The sequence below is a fragment of the Allobosea sp. OK403 genome (genome assembly GCF_900113835.1).
In the GTDB taxonomy this organism is placed as follows: Bacteria; Pseudomonadota; Alphaproteobacteria; order Rhizobiales; family Beijerinckiaceae; genus Allobosea.
The window spans coordinates 469,773-488,805 of sequence record NZ_FOQV01000002.1; the positions used below are offsets into that span (position 1 = coordinate 469,773).

Below are 19,033 nucleotides of genomic sequence, written 5' to 3' on the forward strand. Positions count from 1 at the left end.
TACGATTTTTGGAGAATGACCATGAAATATTGTCTTGTCGTCGATGACTCCGCCGTGATCCGCAAAGTCGCTCGCCGTATTCTGGAAGGGCTGCAGTTCCGCATCGCCGAGGCCGAGGATGGCGCGCGCGCCATCGACGCCTGCAAGGGCGAGATGCCCGACGCCGTCCTGCTCGACTGGAACATGCCGATCATGGACGGCTATGATTTTCTGCGCACATTGCGGCAAATGCCGGGTGGCAAGCGGCCCAAGGTCGTGTTCTGCACCACCGAGAACGACATCGCCCATATTGCGCGGGCCATGCATGCCGGCGCCGACGAATACATCATGAAGCCTTTCGACAAGGAAATCGTCGCGTCGAAGTTCCATCAAGTGGGCCTGCTGTGAGTCCTAGCGCGGCGAGTTCCCTCGCCGCTGCGCGGTGCCTCTACGACCTGTGACAAGTCCGCCGGAGGCGGGACACATGACGAGCCTCTCACCAGCGAGCGCAGCGGCGCAGCGACCCAAGACGGTCGTGATCGCCGATGATTCCGTCGTCGTGCGCGGTCTCTTCGCGCGCTGGCTCGGCGAGAGCGGACAATTCCATGTCGTCGCCGTCGCTGGCGACGGCGAAACGGCGGTGGCCCATGCCGGGCGCTTCCACCCGGACGTGATGGTGCTCGACCTCGACATGCCCGGCCTCGGCGGAGCCGAAGCCCTGCCCCAGATCCTCAGGGAAAGCCCCCATACCGGCGTATTGCTTGCCACCACGCTGACCGAGCGCAACGCCCGCATCGCGCTGGAATGCATGACCAAAGGCGCGATGGATGTGCTCTCCAAGCCGGACAGCCGTGGCGGCATGACGCTGTCGCTCGATTTCCGCAGCGAATTCCTGCTCAAGCTCAGCAACATCGCGCAGTCCTCGGCCCGCGCGGGAGCGCTGCCGCCCGAGATCGACCTCGATTTCGCTCCGGCCGGACCGGTGAACCTGCGCAATCTCGTCTCGGTGATGCCGCGCTATCTGATGATCGGCGCCTCCACCGGAGGTCCCCGCGCCGTCGCCAAGGTGCTCTCCGATATCGGCGATGCGTTGAATGACCTGACGACCCTGGTCGTCCAGCATATGCCGCCGCTCTTCACCGCCTCCTTCGCCGAGCAGGTCAGCGCGCAGATCGGCATGCCGGCGCGCGAACCCTATGACGGCGAGCGCCTCTCGCGCGGCACGATCTATGTCGCGCCCGGAGGCCGGCATCTCGGCATCGACCGCAAGCTCGGCCATCTCGTCGCCAGTATCAGCGACGCGCCGCCGGTGCGCTTCTGCCGGCCCGCCGTGGACGTTCTCTTCACAGAAGGCGCCCGCCATCTCGGTTCCGCGGCGCTCGGCCTCGTCCTCACCGGCATGGGCAGTGACGGAACGGAGGGCGCCGGCGCATTGCGACGGGCCGGCGCGGCAGTCATCGCCCAGGATGAATTGTCGAGCACGATCTGGGGCATGCCGGGCTCCGTAGTGCGGGCGCGGCATGCCAGCGCCGTGATCCCGCTCGACGGTATCGGCAGCGCGATCCGCGACCTGCTGCGTGGGGGCAAACCCTCATGACCGAGGCAGATTTCGACTTCCTGCGCGCCCTGCTGCATGTGCGCTCCGGCCTCTCATTGGGTCAGGACAAGCGCTATCTCGCCGAAAGCCGCCTCGGCATGCTCTGCCGCCGCCGCGGCATCGACGGTTTGAGCACGCTCGTGCAGGCGCTGCGCCCGGGCACCGATCTCTTGCTCGAGAACGCCGTCATCGAGGCGATGACGACCAACGAGACACTATTCTTTCGAGACCGGACGCCATTCGACCTGTTCCGTGACGTGATCCTGCCGGAAAAGCTCACCGCCAACGCGGCCAGCCGGACGTTGCGCATCTGGTGCGCGGCGGTCTCGACCGGCCAGGAAGCCTATTCGCTCGCCATGATCCTCGATGAGATGGCCGCACGGCTCGTTGGCTGGAAGGTCGAGATTCTCGGCACCGACATCTCCTCGGAGGTGCTGGAGAAGGCGCGGGCCGGCATCTATAGCCAGTTCGAAGTGCAACGCGGCCTGCCGATCCAGATGCTGCTGCGGCATTTCCGGCAGGATGGCGACAAATGGCAGGTGTCCGAGCGCATCCGCGCCATGGTCGAGTTGAAACCCCATAATCTGCTGCTACCGAACAGCCATTTCGGGCAGTTCGACATCATCTTCTGCCGCAACGTGCTGATCTATTTCGACGTACCGACCAAGGCCAAGGTGATGGCGGCGCTTGCCCAGCGCCTGACGGCGGACGGCGTCTTCGTACTTGGCGCCGCCGAAACCGTCATCGGCATCACCACGACCATCGTGCCTGATAAGAGCCACCGCGGTCTTTATCGCGAAAGCCGCTCGAGCAATGCGCAAAGCGCCGGCCTCGGCCTGCCCTTCGACCGCACGAGGACGCCAACGCTGAGCAGCATCCGCGGTTGAGGCTTCTCTCTCGCCGGTGCGCCAGAGCAGGATGCGAAAAAGTGGGAACCGGTTTTTCGCATTGATCCTGCTCTCACTTTTAGATGAGAGACGGATTCAGATTTCAGATGGGATCACTTGGTGATCCCATCTGAAATCATCCGGCTCTAGCAGGATGCGAAAAAGTGGGAACCGGTTTTTCGCATTGATCCTGCTCTCACTCTTAGATGAGAGACGGATTCAGATTTCATCTGGGATCACCTGGTGATCCCGGATGAAATCATCCGGCTCTCGCAGGATGCGAAAAAGTGGGAACCGGTTTTTCGCGTGAGCAATGCTCTAAGCTTTTAGATTCGCCGCGCAGTTCCTGACTAAAACCAGGGTTCGCCCAAACAAAAACCCCGCCTCTCGGCGGGGTCCCCGTCGACCTGTCGTGTACATCCGACGATCAGGCCAAGGGCGTTTTGGCATCCGTTCATGACCGCCCGATGACGAGCGAAACGGGCCATCGCATCTCAGGCCGGGATGCGTTCCTCGACGTCCATCGGCTCGCGCAGCACATAGCCGCGGCCCCAGACGGTCTCGATGTAGTTCTTGCCGTCCGACGCATTGGCGAGCTTCTTGCGCAGCTTGCAGATAAACACGTCGATGATCTTGAGTTCGGGCTCGTCCATACCGCCATAGAGATGGTTCAGGAACATCTCTTTGGTCAGCGTCGTGCCCTTGCGGAGCGAAAGCAGCTCCAGCATCTGGTATTCCTTGCCGGTGAGGTGGACGCGCGCGGCGTCGACTTCCACGGTCTTGGTGTCGAGATTGACCACGAGGTCGCCGGTCGTGATGACCGACTGGGCATGGCCCTTCGAGCGGCGCACGATAGCGTGGATCCGGGCGACGAGCTCGTCCTTGTGGAAGGGCTTGGTCAGATAGTCGTCGGCGCCGAAGCCGAGCCCCTTCACCTTATCCTCAATGCCGGCAAGGCCGGACAGAATCAGGATGGGCGTCTTGACCTTGGCGACGCGGAGCGAACGCAGAACCTCGTAACCCGACATGTCGGGCAGGTTCAGGTCGAGCAGGATGATGTCGTAGTCGTAGAGCTTGCCGAGATCGACGCCCTCCTCACCGAGATCGGTGGTGTAGACGTTGAAGCTCTCCGATTTGAGCATCAGCTCGATGCTTTGAGCGGTCGCGCTATCGTCCTCGATCAGCAGAACCCGCATGTCACGTCCCCAATTCCGCCCGCAGGCAAGCTGATCGTTCTTCTCATCCGGGCCCCCGCGGCCCAGGACGATGACGTGCTTGCCCGATGAAACGCCACGCGACACGCTACGGAGAAATGGTTAACAAACCGTGATTCCCGAGCGCAAGCGCTTCTTGGGAGAAAGTGAACGATCCTTGTCGAGGTGAGTCGAATTTGACACGGATCGTAGAGCCTTCACCCGCGAAATCGCCTTTCGCGGAGACCAGCGTCGCAGAACAGGGCAGAAAGGCCCTGCGAAGCGCCGCAGCCTCGAAACACAGTGTTAATCACACAGGTAAATGAAAGGTTGACGGAAGCAGTTATGAACAGCGCCTCGCGCGGCCCAGACCGGCTTTCCAACCTCGCCGCCATCATCGGCGGCCTCGACAGCGTCACGGTTTACGGCCGTGTGACAGCGGTCCGGGGACTGCTCGTCGAAATTTCAGGGCCGATCGGCGCGATGAGCCTGGGCGGCCGCGTCCAGATCGAGATCGCGCCGGGCATCCGCGTGCCCTGCGAGGTCATCGGCTTCTCCGGGGAGAAGGCGCTGGTGATGCCCTATGGCGGGCTCGACGGCGTGCGCCGCGGCTGCCCCGCCTATGTCGACAAGGCGCAGCCCGGCATCAGACCAACCTCCGCCTGGCTCGGTCGCGTCGTCGATGCACTCGGCCGCCCCGTCGATGGTGGCCCGCCTTTGCCCGAGGGCGAAAAGCTCTGCACCTTCCGCAACGATCCACCGCCCGCTCATTCCAGGCGCCGCGTCGGCAAGCCGCTCGATCTCGGCGTGCGCGCGCTCAACGCCTTCCTGACCTGCTGCCTCGGCCAGCGCATGGGCATCTTCGCCGGCTCGGGCGTCGGCAAGTCGGTGCTGCTCTCTATGCTGGCGCGCTACGCCAAGGCCGACGTCAACATCATCGGCCTCGTCGGCGAACGCGGCCGCGAAGTGCAGGAATTCCTGCAGGACGATCTCGGCCCCGCCGGTCTCGCGCGCTCGGTCGTGGTCGTCGCGACCTCGGACGAGCCCGCCTTGATGCGCAAGCAGGCAGCCATGACCACGCTGACGCTCGCCGAATATTTCCGTGACCAGGGCAAGCAGGTGATGTGCCTGATGGATTCGGTCACGCGCTTCGCCATGGCGATGCGCGAGATCGGCCTCGCCGCCGGCGAACCGCCCACGACCAAGGGCTATACGCCCACCGTCTTCGCCGAACTGCCGCGCCTGCTCGAGCGTGCCGGGCCGGGCATCGGGGACGGCGCCATCACCGGCCTGTTCACCGTGCTCGTCGATGGCGGCGACCATGACGAGCCGGTGGCGGACGCGGTGCGCGGCATCCTCGACGGCCATATCGTGATGGAGCGCTCGATCGCCGAGCGCGGGCGCTATCCGGCGATCAACATCCTGAAATCGGTCTCGCGCACTATGCCGCGCTCCTGCGACCCGGCATTCTATCCGGTGGTTCAGAAAGCGCGCGCGACGCTCGCGACCTATGCCGACATGGAAGAGCTGATTCGGCTCGGCGCCTATCGCCAGGGCGCCTCGGCGGAGGTCGACGAGGCGATCCGCCTCAACCCGGCGCTGGAAGGCTTCCTCAAGCAGGCCAAGGACGAAGCGACCTCCCTGCCCGAATGCTACGCCATGCTGTCAGCGATCATGAACGGTTAAGGCGCGGGCGACGGCCGTGCCTGCGACGAGCGCAGGCGGCTTTCGGAACAGCAGCTTCCGGGGAGGGAACCGGCCGGCCGCTTGCTGAATCAGCGCAAATGGAGGTTCACTGCCGCCTATCTGCCATGACTGGAGCCAGCCCGATGACAGCGACCATTCTGATCGGCCTCGTCGCGCTGATCCATGCCTATATCGTCATGCTCGAAATGGTGTGGTGGGACACCCCGCGCGGCCGCAAGGCGTTCGGCACCACGGCGGAGTTCTCGGCCCAGAGCAAGACGCTCGCCGCCAATCAGGGCCTCTATAACGGTTTCCTGGTCGCAGGGCTGGTCTGGGGCCTGTGGCTCGGCGAGGCTGGTTTCGCGATCAAAACCTTCTTCCTCGCCTGTGTGGTCGTCGCGGGTCTCTATGGCGCAGCGACGGCCAGCCGCAAGATTCTCTACATCCAGGCCGCTCCCGCCGCCCTGGCTCTGATGGCGCTGCTGATCAGGATCTGAATCCGTCTCGAGCGTTTTCGAGCGAAGTGGAGACCGGTTCGCGTGAAGAAAACGCGTTAAAACAAAGAGCGGGACCTGTCGAACGATCCAATGAGATCGGAAAATGCTCTAGGCGCCTCTCAGCAGGCGCACCAGCCACAGCATCGCCAGGAAGCCGACGAGCTGGATCGCCGCCGAGGCGACCAGCGTGGCGCGGTTTCCCATGCTCTCGATCATCACCGCAAACAACAGGGGCGCCACGGCGAAGGCGATGTTCTGCGGCACAGCGAGCTTGCCCAGCATCGCGCCGAATCCCTGGCGACCGAAGAGCGCCAGCGGCAGCGTGGCACGTGCGACGGAGATCACTCCCATCGCCGCGCTGAAGCAGACGACAAAGGTTACGGCGGTCATCACTGAGCCCGGCGCGAACACCATGATCAGGCAGGCGAGCGGCCCCAGCACAAGCCCGCCCAACGCCACGCGCTCGACCGGGAAACGCTCGCCCGCGACCGCATCGACCAGGCGCGCCAAAAGCGTCGCCGGGCCGCCCAAAGAGGCGATGCCGACCGCGCTCGCCTGACTCAGCCCCGAGCTTTGCAACAGGGCGATGAGGTTCAGGGGCAAGCCCCAGGAGACGAGCCCGCTGGCGGAAAAGATCAAGGCGAGCAGCCAGAAGATGCCCCGGCGCTGGCCATGGGGAGCGCTCCCCTCATCGGCTGTCTTCGCCGGTTCAGCCACCGCCTCCGCGGCCGGCGAGCGATGATAGGCCGGGATGGCGAGGTGGATCGGCAGTACGATGACGATCTGCATCGCCGCGAAGATCAGCCAGGCGACGCGCCAGCCATAGGCTTGCGACAGGAAGGCGGCGAGCGGCCAGAACACGCTCGAGGAGAACCCGGTCACCAGCATCATCAGGCCGAGCGCCCGACGCGTGCGCTCACCCATGACCTGGGCCACGGTGACGTTGCCGGTATTGGCCAGCGTCATCGCATGGCCGATGCCGATGACGAACCAGCTTGCGAGATAGCTGACCGGCCCCTGCGCCAGGGCGAGCGTCGCCAGGCCGAGCCCGCAGATCACCGCGCCGACGCACATCGAGCGGCGCGTGCCATGCACATCGAGATGCTTGCCCAAGGCCGGTGCCGCGAACGCCCCGGTGAGCAGCAGGATGGTGATGCCACTGAAGACGAGCTCGGGCCCGAGCCCCATTTCGCGATCGAGATAGCCCGCCAGCACGGACGGCGCGTAATAGGTCGAGCCCCAGCCGATGATGCGGGTCAGCGCCAGGCCGCAGAGCAGCGGTCCATGCCCGGACAGGCGCGAGGGGGCAGGCAGGAAAGGGGCGGGCAAGAAGGCGTTTCCGTCGATGGCGGGAGCAGCGCCCCACTCTGTTGCGGAAGCCATAGAGCAGGATGCGAAAAAGTGGGAACCGGTTTTTCGCATTAGATCCTGCTCTCACTCTTGGATGAGAGACGGATTCAGATTTCAGATGGGATCACTTCGTGATTCCATCTGAAATCATCCGGCTCTGACGAAGCGTGTCAGGAGCGGCAGAGGCCGCGACGCGGTCTCAACATGCACGCAAAGCAACCGATTTCGGTAAGGAACGGTCAACCTCCTTGCCCCATTGTGCTTTTTGTCTCGCGGATGGAGTTCCGGTTGCGTGTCGAGGGGTCGGCGCGCGACCAAGTGTAATCAGGAGTTGGACACAACATGAAGTCGCGAGAGACCCTTTTGCGTCTCAAACGCTTCCAGGTGGACGAAAAGCGTCGCCGGGTTAGCCAGATTGAGATGATGATCGCCGAGTTTCATCGGATGGCGACCGATCTGGATCGCGAGATCCAGAGCGAAGAAACCCGGGCCGGAATTTCCGATCCGGCGCATTTCGCCTACCCGACCTATGCCAAAGCGGCTCTCGGCCGTCGCGACAACCTGCGTCAATCAGCCGACAATCTGAAGGGTCAGCTCGACGAGGCCAAGGCCGAATTGCAGGAAGCCTTCGAGGACATGAAGAAGGTCGAGATCCTCGATGACCGCGAACGCGCCACCGAGCGCGCCGCCGAGGCCGCCCGCGACCAGGCGATGATGGACTCGATTGGACTGCGCGCCCGCGCCGGCGCCTAGAGCAATTTCCGATCCGATTGGATCGTTCAATTGCTCTCGATCCTTGTTTTAACGCGTTTTCTTCACACGAACCGGTAGCCACTTCGCTCGAAAACGCTCTAAGCGAAGCCCGCAACGATCAGCCCTCATTCCGGCGAGAGGTGAGCATGGCTCGCTCTCGCCGGAATGAGGGCTTCGTTCGTTTCAGGCGATGACCGGATGATGCGGCACGCTATCGCGCCGCATATGGCCGCGCAGCCGTGGATCGTCATCGACTTCGACGCTGCGCTTGAACACGGTGAAGCCGGAGCGCTGGTAGAACTCCGGCGCTCCCTGGTGGTCCAGCGTGCAGGTGTGCACCCAGAAACGGCCGATCGGCTTCGCCCAGGCCTTGGCGAGGGCCCGGTTCATCAGCCAGCGCCCCGCGCCGCGCCCGATCACGCTCTCGTCGAGGCCAAAGAAAGCCAGTTCACCTTCGCCTGGCACGCGGAAATCCAGTTCGAGCAAGCCGACATCGCGGCCATCATGCCGGACGGCGAAAAACTCCACGGCCGGATCGGCCAGGATTGCCTGGAGCTCCGCTACCGGCTTGACCAGCCGGCTGAACCACATCCAGCGCTCGCCCAGCACGCGGTAGATCGCGAGATAGCGGGCGACATCCTCGCGCCCGATCGAATCGAGTGCGAACCCCTCCATGCCAGGCGGGTCGGAGCGTGGCGGCGGGGCCGCGAACATTTCGAGCGAGGTGACGATGGCGGCGATCTTGCCCGGCGGCAGGTCGGTGATGCCAGTCAGGCTGATGGAAAGGCTTTCGGACATGCTGGCTTCTTGATGCGACGAGGTGGGATGGGCAATGCCGCGATCATGACATGATCGCGGCGGCAGGGTCGGGGGATTTCGCCCGCGACACAAGAGCCATCCCCGTGATCAGCATATGAGCCGGCCGCAAGAGCAGGATGCGAAAAAGCGGGAACCGGTTTTTCGCATTGATCCTGCTCTAACTCCTTGATGAGAGACGGATTCAGATTTCAGATGGGATCACTTCGTGATTCCATCTGAAATCATCCGGCTCTAGCGCCCAGCCCGCTCCCAAAGGGGCATCCAGCCATGCGCCGCTTGCCCTCGTGCGCGACGGCTGGCAGAGAAGACGCAAGCCTCCGGCTCGCGTGTTCCCCGCATGTGCGAGCAATGGCGTATCTATGGCTTTTCGTCTCCTCGCAGCCGCGGGTCCAATGAAAAAATATCTCGACTATCTCTGGCCGATCATCGGGCTTGTCGCGGTCGTCTGGTCCGTCGACCTGCTCTGGGAGAAGCTCAAGACCGAGGCCGGCACGGACGCCGCGATCCAGGCCCTGCTGGAGCAGGGCAACCTCTGGGACAACATCAAGATCGTCGCGATCCGCATCGGTCAGAAGATCGGCCTGATCTCGCCCGACGCCTTCCTGCATGCCGCGCTCGCTACCCTCGTCGCCTATGCCGCGCTTGCCTGGTATGATCGCATCGCGCTCATCCATATCGGCAAGGAGAAGGGCATCTCCTGGCCCTATATCTCGCTGTGCTCCTTCGTCACCTATGCGCTGTCCCACAATATCGGCGCGTCGGTTTTCTCCGGCGGCATGGTGCGGTTCCGCGCCTATACGGCCAAGGGGCTGACGGCTGCCGACGTCGCGGTACTGGTGGCGCTGTGCTCTTTCACCTTCGCGTTCGGCACGATCCTGCTGCTCGGGCTCGTCCTGGTGATCGAGCCGGAAATCCTGCGTCCCCTGACACGGCTCTCGACGCGCTTCGCGATCGGTGACCAGACGGCACGATTGATCGGCTTCGGCATGCTCGGCTTCGTCGTGCTCTACACGATCGGCTCCTGGCTGAAGTTCAAGCCGTTCAAGATCGGCAAGTTCGAATTGATCTATCCGCGCCTGCCGATCGTCGCGCGCCAGTATCTGGCGGCGCCGCTGGAGCTCGCCGGCGCGGCCGGCATCATCTATTTCGCCTTGCCCGACCAGGGCAATCCGGGTTTCATGATCGTGCTGGGCGCCTTCCTGCTGTCCTTCTCGGCTGGGCTGCTGAGCCAAGTGCCGGGCGGCGTCGGCGTGATGGAAGCGGTCTTCCTCGCTGTGATGCCCGGCGTGCCGGCTCCGGCCGTCTTCGCCGCGCTTTTGATCTGGCGGCTGTTCTATCTCATTCTCCCGCTGGTGGTGTCGCTGCCGGTGGTGCTCGCCTTCGAGCGCTCCCAGCTCAAGAAACACAAGCTAGCGGTCGCAGTCGCGCAGGCCGACGCCAAGGCCCGAAGCGCCGACCCGCCGATCGTTTGAGGCTCCAGAGCAATTTCCGATTCAATGGGATCGTTCAACTGCTCTGGCTCTTTGCTTTACCGCGTTTTATTCACGCGAACCGGTGTCCACTTCGCTCGAAAACGCTCCAGGCGACGACCGGCCGGGCTCATTTCCTGAGCGCGATCGCCGCCGCGCCGAACATCAGGAGCGCGCCGACCGCCTCGGGCCACCCGAAAGGCTCGCCCAGCGCGACCACGCCGGCGCCGACCGCGATGACTGGGCTGACGAAGGCGAAGAGCCCTGCATAGAACGCGCCCCAATCGCGCAGCAGCCTCAGAAAGATGGTGAAGCCGATCAGCGAGCCGACAATGACGACGAAGGCGAGAGCCGGCGCCGTCGGCCATTCCACGAGCGCGCGCAGATGCGCAACGCCGACGGGCTCGAGCGCGAGCGAGGCCGCAATCAACCCGAGCGCGCCAATCGCGGTCTGCCAGCCCGCCAGCGTCAGGGTCGGCATCGTGCCGGCGATCTTGCGGCTCAGCACCGCCCCGACGCAGTGGCAGAACGTGCCCAGTGCGATCGCCGCCAGACCCCAGAGTTCGAGCCCATCGCCCTTTGCCGCGCTCACCCCCCCCATCGCACGCGTCGCGAACAGGAAGCCGAGCCCGATGGCCCCGAGAGCGACCGCAGCAATGCGGCGCCCGCTGATCGGCTGCCCTTCGATCACGCGGCTCGCCAGCACCGTATAGATCGGGATCGTCGCCATGTTGATGATCGCAGCGAGCCCCGAGGGCGCATGCGCCATGCCCCAGAACAGCAAGGCGTAATTGCAGCTGTTGACCAGCAGCGCCGTGCCGGCGAGCCGAAGCCATGCCCGCACCGGAACCTTGAATGCATCACGCCCGGCCCAGCCGAATAGCAGCAGGCCGGCAAGACTGAAGCGTGCCGCCGCGAGGAAGATCGGCGGCACATGCGCCACGGCGATCTTGACCGGCAGGAAGGTGAGCCCCCAGGCGAGGCACATCGCAGCGAAGAGAAAAGCGTTGAGGGATAGATAGGGCTGCCTGGCCACGCCGCCTCGCGCCTCGGTCGAGGTCGGCGCGACGAATGCCTCAGCGCTGCTGCGCAGATCCGTCATATCAAACGCTGCAGGAAGACGAGGTCGAGCCAGCGGTCGAACTTGCGCCCAACCTCGTTGAAACGCCCCGCCTGGGTGAAGCCGAGGCGCTCATGCATCCGCAGCGACGCTTCGTTCGCCGCGTCGATGCCAGCGATCATCACATGCTTGTCGAGTCCCGCGGCATAGGGGAACAGCGCCGAGACCAGGTCCTTGCCAAGCCCTCTGCCCTGCTTGTCGGCGCGGATATGGACGCTGTGCTCGACGGTGTGGCGATAGCCCGGCCAGGGCCGGAAATCGCCAAAACTCGCATAGCCGACAGCTTCGCCACCTTCATCGGCAACCAGCACCGGATAGCCCTGCTCCTTCCGCGCCGCGAACCAGGCCTGCCGATCCGTCAGGGTCACCGGCGTCTCCGTGTAGACGGCGGTCGAGGTCGCGATCACGGCGTTGTAGATCGCCAGGATCGCTGGCAGGTCGGCCGCAAGGGCCGGTCGGATGCTCATGGTCGCGCCCTCGATAATCCACTATAGAGTACAATATGCTATTATAGTGAACGATCGAGCGTCAAGCAGTCTGGCCGCATGCGGCCGGGATGTGAGGCGCGGGGGCAAGTCCGAGCGGCGTCACGCGATAGAGCGGTGCCGCCGACAGCGGTTTCAGACGCTGCCGACCGTCTTCAGCCTGACGCGGGGATGGATCTCGGCCTGCGAGAGCACTGGCGTCTCGCGGCGGAAACGTTCGATGATCTGGCGTGCGAAGGGCCGCGCCAGTCCGGAGGTGACGAGCGCCGGCATCTCGCCGATGCGCGCCGCCTCCTCGAACTTGTCGCGGACATGGCGCACGAATTCCTGCAGCCGCGAGGGCTGCATGGCGAGATGGCGCTCCTCGCCCTGGCCGATGATCGATTCGGCGAAGATGCTCTCCCAGGCCGAGGAGAGCGTGATGATCGGCAGATTGCCCTGGGCGTTGGAGAACTGCGCGCAGATCTGACGGGCCAGGCGTGTGCGGACATGCTCGGCGATGTCGCGCGGATTCTTGACGTTGCCGGCAACCTCCGCGATGCCCTCGATGATGGTGGCGAGATCGCGGATCGAGACGCGTTCCGCCAGGAGCAATTGCAGCACACGCTGGATGCCCGTGGTCGAGATCTGGCTCGGCACGATCTCCTTGAGCAAGTCTGCATGGTCCTTCTGCAGCTCACGCAGCAGCTTCTGCACCTCGCCATGCGAAAGCAGCTCAGGCATGTTTGATTTCAGCACCTCGGTGAGATGCGTCGAGATCACGGTCGCGGCGTCCACCACGGTGAAGCCGCGCAATTGCGCCTCGTCCTGCAAGGCGGCGTCGATCCAAGTCGCGGGCAGGCCGAAGGTCGGCTCCAGAACATTATGGCCGGGCAGGTTCACCGCGCCACCCATCGGGTCCATGGCCATGTACTGGCCGGCATAGACGATACCGTGCCCGGCATCGATCTCCTTGATCTTGATATAGTAGTAGTTCGCCTCGAGCTGGACGTTGTCGACGATGCGCACCGCCGGCATGACGAAGCCGAGCTCGGCCGCAAGCTGGCGCCGCAGCGCGCGGACCTGGTCCGTCAGCCTGTCCTGTCCCCCCGCCGCATTGACCAGCGGCAGGAGGCCGTAGCCGATCTCGATCTTGAGCTCGTCGAGCTTGAGCAAGTCGTTGAGCGTCTCCTCCTTCGGCGTGCCGTCGGCGGAGAGCGGCGAGGCAGCCTGCGCCGCGACCGCTTCCTCAGTCTGCTTGGTCTTGGCGAGCTTGCCGAAATGATAGGCAAGCCAGCCCGAGCCGCCGGCGAGCACGAGAAAGGGCATCATCGGGATGCCGGGCAGGATCGCGATCAGCAGCATCACCGCCGCCGACATGCCGAGCGCCTTGGGGTAACCCGAGAGCTGCTTGCCGAGCGCCTTGTCGGCCGCGCCGCGCACGCCCGATTTAGAGACGAGCAGACCCGCCGCCGTCGAGACGATCAGCGCCGGGATCTGGCTGACGAGGCCGTCGCCAACCGTGAGCTGGGTGTAGTTATGCGCCGCCTCGCCGAAGCTCAGCCCCTGCTGGGCGACGCCGATGATGATGCCACCGAGCACGTTGATGAAGGTGATCAGCAGGCCGGCGATCGCATCGCCGCGCACGAATTTGGAGGCGCCGTCCATCGAACCGAAGAAGTTCGCCTCGTCCTCCAGCGCCTTGCGTCGGACCTTCGCGACCTCCTGATCGATCAGCCCGGCCGAGAGATCGGCATCGATCGCCATCTGCTTGCCCGGCATAGCGTCGAGCGCGAAGCGCGCCGCGACCTCGGCGATGCGGCCCGAGCCCTTGGTGATGACGACGAAATTGACGATGATCAGGATGGTGAAGACGATCACCCCGATCACGAAATTGCCGCTCATCACGAAGTTGCCGAAGGCTTCGATGACGTGGCCGGCGGCCGCGCTGCCCTCATGCCCATGCGCCAGGATCAGGCGCGTCGAGGCGAGGTTGAGCGACAGGCGCAGCATGGTGACGATCAGCAGCACCGTCGGGAAGGCAGAGAACTCCAGCGGCTCCTCGATGAAGAGCGCCGTCATCAAAACCAGCACCGACAGGATGATCGAGAGTGCCAGCAACAGGTCGAGCAACAGCGCCGGCAGCGGGAAGATGAGCACCACCAGGATGCCCATGACGCCGATCGCCAGGAAAAGGTCCGGCCGGTTGAGGAGCTTCCCCATCGCGCCGCGGCTCGGCATGTTGAAGCCGCCGCCCTGGCCTGCCGTCACATCGGTCATCGACCAACCCACTCCCGTCGCCACGGCGAACCCGTCCGCATGCGGACATACGCCCCGACAGAGGCATAGCCCGGCAATTCTTGCCGGGTACATGGTGAACGAGTGGTTAAGACGGCTGGAAAAACCGCCCCGGGAACCTTTCCCTGAACAGGCCGTTATCGAACTGCCGCGTTATCGCCGTATTGCGCCGCGTAACTTGGCACGGGTCGACAAAATTGGTTTTGCAAGACCGCGGATATTGGAGGAAGACTTGGATAGACGTTCCTTTGTGATGAGCTTTTTCGGCGGCCTGGCTGCCGCCAGCCTGGGCGGCACCGCGATTGCGCAGGCCGCTTCGCGCAAGCCTGAGATTGCCCCGGCCGTGCCGGCAGCCGATGAGATCGACCCCGCGAGCAAGACCGCGCTTGACAGCGCCGAGGCTGAGTTCAGCCAGTATGTCGGGCGTCATCGTCCGCACCGACCCTTCGGCCCGCGTCATCGCCGTCCGGTCATCGTGCGCCGGCCCGTTATCGTCCGGCGCCCCCATCGCGTCGTTCGCCGGCGCCCGGTTTACGTGCGCTGACATTAGCGCCCGGACCTAACGAGGCGGCGCCCGCGAGGCGCCGCCTTTTTCATACGAGGCCCTTCGACCGATAGCGGCCGTCGCAATAATCGGGAGGACGCCGGCATGACAGCGCCGGATACGGCTTTGCGGCCGACGATCTCGACCGACATCCCGGCCCGGCTCGACCGCCTGCCCTGGTCGCGGTTCCATACGCTGGTGGTGGTGGCGCTCGGCGTCACCTGGATCCTTGATGGGCTCGAGGTCACGCTCGCTGGTTCGGTCTCCGGCGCGCTGAAGCAAAGCCCGACGCTGCGCTTCAGCAACACCGAGATCGGCATCGCCGGGGCCGCCTATCTCGCAGGCGCCGTCCTCGGCGCGCTCCTCTTCGGCTGGCTGACCGACCGGCTTGGCCGTAAACGGCTCTTCACGATCACGCTCCTGGTCTATCTCGTCGCGACGGCGGCGACCGCCTTCTCCTGGAGCTTTGCCAGCTTCATCGTCTTCCGCTTCTTCACCGGCATGGGCATCGGCGGCGAATATACGGCCATCAATTCGACCATCCAGGAGCTCGTTCCAGCGCGGATGCGCGGCTGGGTCGATCTCGTGATCAACGGCTCGTTTTGGATCGGCGCGGCGCTCGGCGCGGTCGGCGCGATTATCCTGCTCGATCCTGCGGTCATCGATCCAGAACTGGGCTGGCGGCTCGCCTTCTTCATCGGCGCGGCGCTCGGCCTCGTCATCCTCGTCCTCAGGCAATGGATACCGGAGAGTCCACGTTGGCTGATCAGCCATGGCCGCCCGAATGAGGCCGCCATGATCGTCGCCGGGATCGAACGGCGTGCGGGGGTTTCCCACAGCCCTGACGAGGCCCTGCCGAAGATCCACCTGCGTCCGCGCGCTGCGACCCCGCTTCGGGAGGTCTTCCACGCGTTGTTCGTCAGGCATCGGCAGCGGGCATTGGTGGGGCTGGCGCTGATGGCCGCACAGGCGTTCTTCTACAATGCGATCTTCTTCACCTATGCGTTGATCCTGACGGATTTCTATGCGGTGCCCTCGCAGGCGATCGGCTGGTTCATCCTGCCCTTCGCAGCGGGCAACGTGCTCGGGCCGATCATCCTGGGCCGCCTCTTCGACACCCTCGGGCGGCGGCGCATGATCACCTTCACCTATGCGATGTCGGGCCTGCTGCTGGTTGCGACAGGTTATCTGTTCTGGCGCGACCTCGTCAGCGCCACGCAATTGACGGCCTGCTGGAGCATCGTCTTCTTCTTCGCCTCCACCGCCGCGAGCTCTGCCTATCTCACCGTCAGCGAGACCTTCCCGGTCGAGATGCGCGCCTTGGCGATCGCCGCCTTCTATGCGGTGGGCACCGGCATCGGCGGCATTGCCGGTCCCTGGCTGTTCGGCGCGCTGATCGACACCGGCTCGCGCCTGAGCGTCTTCGGCGGCTATCTGTTCGGCGCCGCTCTGATGCTGACCGCAGCCTTGATCGCTGCGCTTTTCGCTGTCCGCGCCGAGCGCAAATCGCTGGAAGACGTCACTCGGCCGCTCAATGCCGTCGACGCGCCCGCACCCGAGCAGCTTTAGGCATGATCAGAGAAATTTGAGGATTGGGAACACAGACCACGAAAATGCGTTATCTTTTAGCCCCGATTGCGCGCTGTGATGCGGGCACGAATAGGGAATAGAAAACCAGTCTTCGGAGGATGTCGTGGATAGACGCTCATTCATCATGACCCTGATCGGCGGCATGGCCGCAGCCAGCCTCGGCGGCATGGCTGTTGCCGAAGCCGCCCAGCCCAAGCCCGCACCACTGCCGGAACCGCAGCCCGCCAAGGCCGACGACCAGATCGCCGCCGAGGTGAAGGACGGGCTGGACAAGACCGACGCCGAGTTCAGCCAGTATTATTACTACCGCCGGCCGCGCTACTATCGCCGCCCACGGTATTATTACCGCCCGCGCTATTATCGCCGGCCCCGCTATTATCGCCGCTATCGCCGCTGGTGACCTGAAGAGAGCGGGTCAGGCCGCGCTCACGCGCGCCTGACCCGGCTCGGCCACGGCGATGCCGGCCGCTCCGTATTCGCTCAGCTTGTTACGCAGCGTACGGATCGAGATCCCTAGAATCTTGGCCGCATGGGTACGGTTTCCGAGGCAGTGGTCCAGCGTGTCGAGGATAAGCTCGCGCTCGACATCGGCGACCGTGTGACCAACGAGCGAACGCGTCACCGCCTCCGCCGTCTGCGCCGCCCGCGCCGCGGGATCCCTGCCGCTGGCAGGGCCGAGCGTCTCGCCCTCCGGCGTCATCACCGCCTCGGTGCCGATTTCGGGTCCCTGCGCCAACAGCACGGCGCGATGGATCGTATTCTCCAGTTCGCGCACATTCCCCCGCCATGAATTGGTCAGCAGGAGCTTGCGCGCGTCGCTCGCCAGCGGCCTTAGCGGCAGGCCATTGATCTCGGCATATTTCTTGGTGAAGTGGTCGGCGAGCGCCAGGATATCGGCCGGCCGCTCACGTAGCGCCGGCAGGCGCAGATGCACCACGTTCAGCCGATAGAACAGATCCTCGCGGAACGAACCTTCGCGGACAGCATCGCCCAGATTGCGGTTCGAGGTCGCGATGATGCGAAGATCGACCCTGACCGGCTGCGTGCCGCCGACACGGTCGATCATGCGCTCCTGCAAGGCGCGCAGCAGCTTGGCCTGCAGCCGCACATCCATCTCGGAAATTTCGTCGAGCAGCAGCGTGCCGCCGCTCGCTTCCTCGAACTTGCCGATGCGTCGCGCCACCGCGCCGGTGAAGGCGCCCTTCTCATGCCCGAACAGCTCCGATTCGAGCAGGTTGTCGGGAATGGCGGCGCAGTTCACGGCCACAAAAGGCTTGTCCTTGCGCAGCGACTTCTGGTGCAGATGGCGCGCGATGACCTCTTTGCCGGTGCCGCTTTCGCCGGTGACGAGCACGGGGGCATCCGAGCGGGCGATCTGGGCCGCGAGCTGGACGACACGCTCCATCGCCGGATCGCGCCAGATCAGGCTCGACTGATCGGCCGCGACGGCCTCCAACACGGCAGCGATCAGTTCGGGATCGGGCGGCAGCGGCACATATTCGCGCGCCCCGGCCTGGATCGCGGCGACGGCGGCACGCGCATCGGTCGAGGTACCGCAGGCGACGATAGGCGTGCGGATGCGCTCGGCCTCCAGCGCCGCGACATATTTCGCGATCGGCTGAACGACGTCGATCATCAAGAGATCCGCGCCCTTGGCGCGCAGCACGGCGAGCGTCTGGTCGAGGCTCTCCGTATGCGTGACGCTCGCGCCATGGGCGATCGCGATCCGGGCGGCCGCGATGATCTGCCCCTTGAGACCGCCGACGATGATAAGGCGCATGGCTCAGGCCTTTCCGTATGAGAGCGTGATGGGACGGCCGGTCTTCACCGGTCGGCCTTGATGATTTCGGTCATGGTGACGCCGAGTCGGTCCTCGACCACGACAACCTCCCCACGCGCGACCAGTCGCTCGTTGACGAAGATGTCGATGGCCTCGCCGACGCGCCGGTCGAGTTCGAGTACGGCGCCGGGCACGATCTGCAGCAGGTCGCCGACCGCGATCCGCGACGAGCCCAGCACTGCCGAGACCGTGACCGGTACGTCGAACACCTGCTCCAAATCCTCGGCGGTCTTGACCGGTACCGGACCCGAACGCGCCACCGAGGGCGCCTCGCGATCGAAGGAGAGATCGGCCGGGTTCAGCGGAGGCAGGTTCAAGTCGTTGCCTTGGGTCATCTTGGTGTCCTCACTCGGCAAGACTGCGCGGACCGGCATGGCCGAAAACGCCCGTCACAGCCTGCTCGACCAGTTGCGATAGACGCTGCGCGTCGATCACGAAGCCGCCATCGGCCCATTCGATGCGCCCGTCGCCGGGAGCGATCTCCGGCTCGCCGAGCACGACGAGACGCCCGGCAAAGCCGCTCTCCCGCGCCAGACGAGCAATCAACGCCTCTACGGCCTCCGCCGCGCTGTCGTTCACCCGCAAGACGAGGTGCGGCGCCAGCCGCGCATGTGAAAGGCATTCGCGTACGGCGTGCTCGATCTCGGCCAGCGGCTTCTCGGCAAGCGCCGCGCCCGCCAGCGCCTTGGCCGTAGCGATGGCGATATGGGCGGCCTGTGCCTCGATCGCGGCTGTGCGGGCGTCCTCCTGGGCGAGCAGGCGCTCGGCCGTGCGGGCGAGCTGGGCGACCATGCCGTTGAGCTGCCCCTCGGCGTCGCGCCGCGCCTGGGCCTCGCCCGCGCGGAACGCCTCGGACTTCGCCGCGGCGAGATCGGCCTCGCCGGCCGCTCGCCGGCCGCCCTCGCGGAAATCAGTGCCAAACGTGAATTTTGTGGCGGTACGCATCG

General features: G+C 64.7%; 19 protein-coding genes. 10 read left to right on the plus strand and 9 right to left on the minus strand.

What is annotated here, in order from left to right; genetic code table 11:
• Positions 1-21: 21 nt before the first annotated feature.
• From BMZ97_RS08150 to BMZ97_RS08160, 3 genes are all read left to right on the plus strand, one after another.
• Positions 22-387, plus strand: coding sequence for a response regulator (locus tag BMZ97_RS08150; protein WP_043237911.1), 366 nt, complete (start codon positions 22-24; stop codon positions 385-387).
• A gap of 76 nt (positions 388-463) precedes the next feature.
• Positions 464-1,576 carry a chemotaxis-specific protein-glutamate methyltransferase CheB gene (gene cheB / locus BMZ97_RS08155; RefSeq protein WP_092167372.1) on the plus strand — a complete coding sequence of 371 codons (1,113 nt, stop codon included), beginning with the start codon at positions 464-466 and terminating at the stop codon, positions 1,574-1,576.
• Positions 1,573-2,463, plus strand: a complete 891-nt coding sequence (locus BMZ97_RS08160) for a CheR family methyltransferase (protein ID WP_092167373.1) — start codon at positions 1,573-1,575, stop codon at positions 2,461-2,463. Before cheB ends, BMZ97_RS08160 begins: the two co-directional genes overlap by 4 nt.
• 494 nt (positions 2,464-2,957) lie before the next feature.
• Here the strand turns inward: BMZ97_RS08160 and BMZ97_RS08165 are convergent, their stop codons facing one another.
• A complete protein-coding gene (locus tag BMZ97_RS08165) occupies positions 2,958-3,659 on the minus strand; it encodes a response regulator transcription factor CtrA (RefSeq protein WP_069692841.1) in 702 nt (233 codons plus the stop codon).
• Positions 3,660-4,001: 342 nt separating this feature from the next.
• Between BMZ97_RS08165 and fliI the strand changes: the two genes are divergently transcribed.
• Both fliI and BMZ97_RS08175 read left to right on the plus strand, forming a co-directional pair.
• Positions 4,002-5,342, plus strand: a complete 1,341-nt coding sequence (fliI, locus tag BMZ97_RS08170; protein WP_092167375.1) for a flagellar protein export ATPase FliI — start codon at positions 4,002-4,004, stop codon at positions 5,340-5,342.
• A gap of 143 nt (positions 5,343-5,485) precedes the next feature.
• The gene (locus tag BMZ97_RS08175) at positions 5,486-5,839 is read left to right on the plus strand and encodes a DUF1304 domain-containing protein (RefSeq protein WP_092167377.1); all 354 of its coding nucleotides are present in this window, start codon (positions 5,486-5,488) and stop codon (positions 5,837-5,839) included.
• A gap of 108 nt (positions 5,840-5,947) precedes the next feature.
• Here BMZ97_RS08175 and BMZ97_RS08180 read toward each other — a convergent pair whose 3' ends face one another.
• Positions 5,948-7,168 carry an MFS transporter gene (locus BMZ97_RS08180; RefSeq protein ID WP_175525476.1) on the minus strand — a complete coding sequence of 407 codons (1,221 nt, stop codon included), beginning with the start codon at positions 7,166-7,168 and terminating at the stop codon, positions 5,948-5,950.
• A gap of 363 nt (positions 7,169-7,531) precedes the next feature.
• On the opposite strand from BMZ97_RS08180, the gene fliJ reads away from it, so the two are divergent.
• Positions 7,532-7,942 (plus strand): flagellar export protein FliJ, encoded by a 411-nt coding sequence (fliJ, locus tag BMZ97_RS08185; protein ID WP_092167381.1) that lies wholly within the window; start codon positions 7,532-7,534, stop codon positions 7,940-7,942.
• Between the two features lie 183 nt (positions 7,943-8,125).
• Here the strand turns inward: fliJ and BMZ97_RS08190 are convergent, their stop codons facing one another.
• A complete protein-coding gene (locus BMZ97_RS08190; protein ID WP_092167383.1) occupies positions 8,126-8,740 on the minus strand; it encodes a GNAT family N-acetyltransferase in 615 nt (204 codons plus the stop codon).
• A 413-nt stretch (positions 8,741-9,153) separates the two neighbouring features.
• Between BMZ97_RS08190 and BMZ97_RS08195 the strand changes: the two genes are divergently transcribed.
• Complete coding sequence (locus tag BMZ97_RS08195; RefSeq protein ID WP_175525477.1) at positions 9,154-10,233, plus strand: lysylphosphatidylglycerol synthase transmembrane domain-containing protein; 1,080 nt, start codon at positions 9,154-9,156, stop codon at positions 10,231-10,233.
• A 127-nt stretch (positions 10,234-10,360) separates the two neighbouring features.
• Here BMZ97_RS08195 and BMZ97_RS08200 read toward each other — a convergent pair whose 3' ends face one another.
• From BMZ97_RS08200 to flhA, 3 genes are all read right to left on the minus strand, one after another.
• On the minus strand, positions 10,361-11,332 hold the full coding sequence (locus BMZ97_RS08200) for a DMT family transporter (protein WP_092167384.1): 972 nt from the start codon (positions 11,330-11,332) through the stop codon (positions 10,361-10,363).
• Positions 11,329-11,817: a GNAT family N-acetyltransferase gene (locus BMZ97_RS08205; RefSeq protein ID WP_092167386.1), complete on the minus strand. Its 489-nt coding sequence runs from the start codon at positions 11,815-11,817 to the stop codon at positions 11,329-11,331. The genes BMZ97_RS08200 and BMZ97_RS08205 overlap by 4 nt, the downstream gene beginning before the upstream one ends.
• Before the next feature lie 153 nt (positions 11,818-11,970).
• Entirely contained in the window at positions 11,971-14,094 is a 2,124-nt protein-coding gene (gene flhA / locus BMZ97_RS08210; protein ID WP_092167388.1) for a flagellar biosynthesis protein FlhA, read from the minus strand.
• A gap of 91 nt (positions 14,095-14,185) precedes the next feature.
• Between flhA and BMZ97_RS30660 the strand changes: the two genes are divergently transcribed.
• The 3 genes from BMZ97_RS30660 (at position 14,186) to BMZ97_RS08225 (ending at position 16,646) form a co-directional block, all read left to right on the plus strand.
• On the plus strand, positions 14,186-14,656 hold the full coding sequence (locus BMZ97_RS30660; protein WP_139221176.1) for a hypothetical protein: 471 nt from the start codon (positions 14,186-14,188) through the stop codon (positions 14,654-14,656).
• 105 nt (positions 14,657-14,761) lie between these two features.
• Complete coding sequence (locus BMZ97_RS08220; RefSeq protein WP_092167392.1) at positions 14,762-16,225, plus strand: MFS transporter; 1,464 nt, start codon at positions 14,762-14,764, stop codon at positions 16,223-16,225.
• Between the two features lie 124 nt (positions 16,226-16,349).
• Entirely contained in the window at positions 16,350-16,646 is a 297-nt protein-coding gene (locus BMZ97_RS08225) for a hypothetical protein (protein WP_139221177.1), read from the plus strand.
• A 15-nt stretch (positions 16,647-16,661) separates the two neighbouring features.
• Here the strand turns inward: BMZ97_RS08225 and BMZ97_RS08230 are convergent, their stop codons facing one another.
• The 3 genes from BMZ97_RS08230 to BMZ97_RS08240 are packed head-to-tail and all read right to left on the minus strand — an operon-like array spanning position 16,662 to position 19,031.
• Positions 16,662-18,026, minus strand: a complete 1,365-nt coding sequence (locus tag BMZ97_RS08230; RefSeq protein WP_092167396.1) for a sigma-54-dependent transcriptional regulator FlbD — start codon at positions 18,024-18,026, stop codon at positions 16,662-16,664.
• 44 nt (positions 18,027-18,070) lie between these two features.
• Positions 18,071-18,421: a flagellar motor switch protein FliN gene (gene fliN / locus BMZ97_RS08235; protein ID WP_092167398.1), complete on the minus strand. Its 351-nt coding sequence runs from the start codon at positions 18,419-18,421 to the stop codon at positions 18,071-18,073.
• Positions 18,422-18,431: 10 nt separating this feature from the next.
• Positions 18,432-19,031, minus strand: a complete 600-nt coding sequence (locus BMZ97_RS08240; protein ID WP_092167400.1) for a FliH/SctL family protein — start codon at positions 19,029-19,031, stop codon at positions 18,432-18,434.
• Positions 19,032-19,033: the final 2 nt, after the last annotated feature.

Bases quoted from the DNA above. Each gene is read 5' to 3' on its own strand.
- BMZ97_RS08165 (WP_069692841.1), bottom strand. From the start codon at position 3,659: ATGCGGGTTCTGCTGATCGAGGACGATAGCGCGACCGCTCAAAGCATC.
- fliJ (WP_092167381.1), top strand. From the start codon at position 7,532: ATGAAGTCGCGAGAGACCCTTTTGCGTCTCAAACGCTTCCAGGTGGAC.
- BMZ97_RS08190 (WP_092167383.1), bottom strand. From the start codon at position 8,740: ATGTCCGAAAGCCTTTCCATCAGCCTGACTGGCATCACCGACCTGCCG.
- BMZ97_RS08175 (WP_092167377.1), top strand. From the start codon at position 5,486: ATGACAGCGACCATTCTGATCGGCCTCGTCGCGCTGATCCATGCCTAT.
- BMZ97_RS08160 (WP_092167373.1), top strand. From the start codon at position 1,573: ATGACCGAGGCAGATTTCGACTTCCTGCGCGCCCTGCTGCATGTGCGC.
- cheB (WP_092167372.1), top strand. From the start codon at position 464: ATGACGAGCCTCTCACCAGCGAGCGCAGCGGCGCAGCGACCCAAGACG.
- BMZ97_RS08195 (WP_175525477.1), top strand. From the start codon at position 9,154: ATGAAAAAATATCTCGACTATCTCTGGCCGATCATCGGGCTTGTCGCG.
- BMZ97_RS08220 (WP_092167392.1), top strand. From the start codon at position 14,762: ATGACAGCGCCGGATACGGCTTTGCGGCCGACGATCTCGACCGACATC.
- BMZ97_RS08230 (WP_092167396.1), bottom strand. From the start codon at position 18,026: ATGCGCCTTATCATCGTCGGCGGTCTCAAGGGGCAGATCATCGCGGCC.
- BMZ97_RS30660 (WP_139221176.1), top strand. From the start codon at position 14,186: ATGGTGAACGAGTGGTTAAGACGGCTGGAAAAACCGCCCCGGGAACCT.
- BMZ97_RS08240 (WP_092167400.1), bottom strand. From the start codon at position 19,031: ATGCGTACCGCCACAAAATTCACGTTTGGCACTGATTTCCGCGAGGGC.
- fliN (WP_092167398.1), bottom strand. From the start codon at position 18,421: ATGACCCAAGGCAACGACTTGAACCTGCCTCCGCTGAACCCGGCCGAT.
- BMZ97_RS08200 (WP_092167384.1), bottom strand. From the start codon at position 11,332: ATGACGGATCTGCGCAGCAGCGCTGAGGCATTCGTCGCGCCGACCTCG.
- flhA (WP_092167388.1), bottom strand. From the start codon at position 14,094: ATGACCGATGTGACGGCAGGCCAGGGCGGCGGCTTCAACATGCCGAGC.
- fliI (WP_092167375.1), top strand. From the start codon at position 4,002: ATGAACAGCGCCTCGCGCGGCCCAGACCGGCTTTCCAACCTCGCCGCC.
- BMZ97_RS08150 (WP_043237911.1), top strand. From the start codon at position 22: ATGAAATATTGTCTTGTCGTCGATGACTCCGCCGTGATCCGCAAAGTC.
- BMZ97_RS08205 (WP_092167386.1), bottom strand. From the start codon at position 11,817: ATGAGCATCCGACCGGCCCTTGCGGCCGACCTGCCAGCGATCCTGGCG.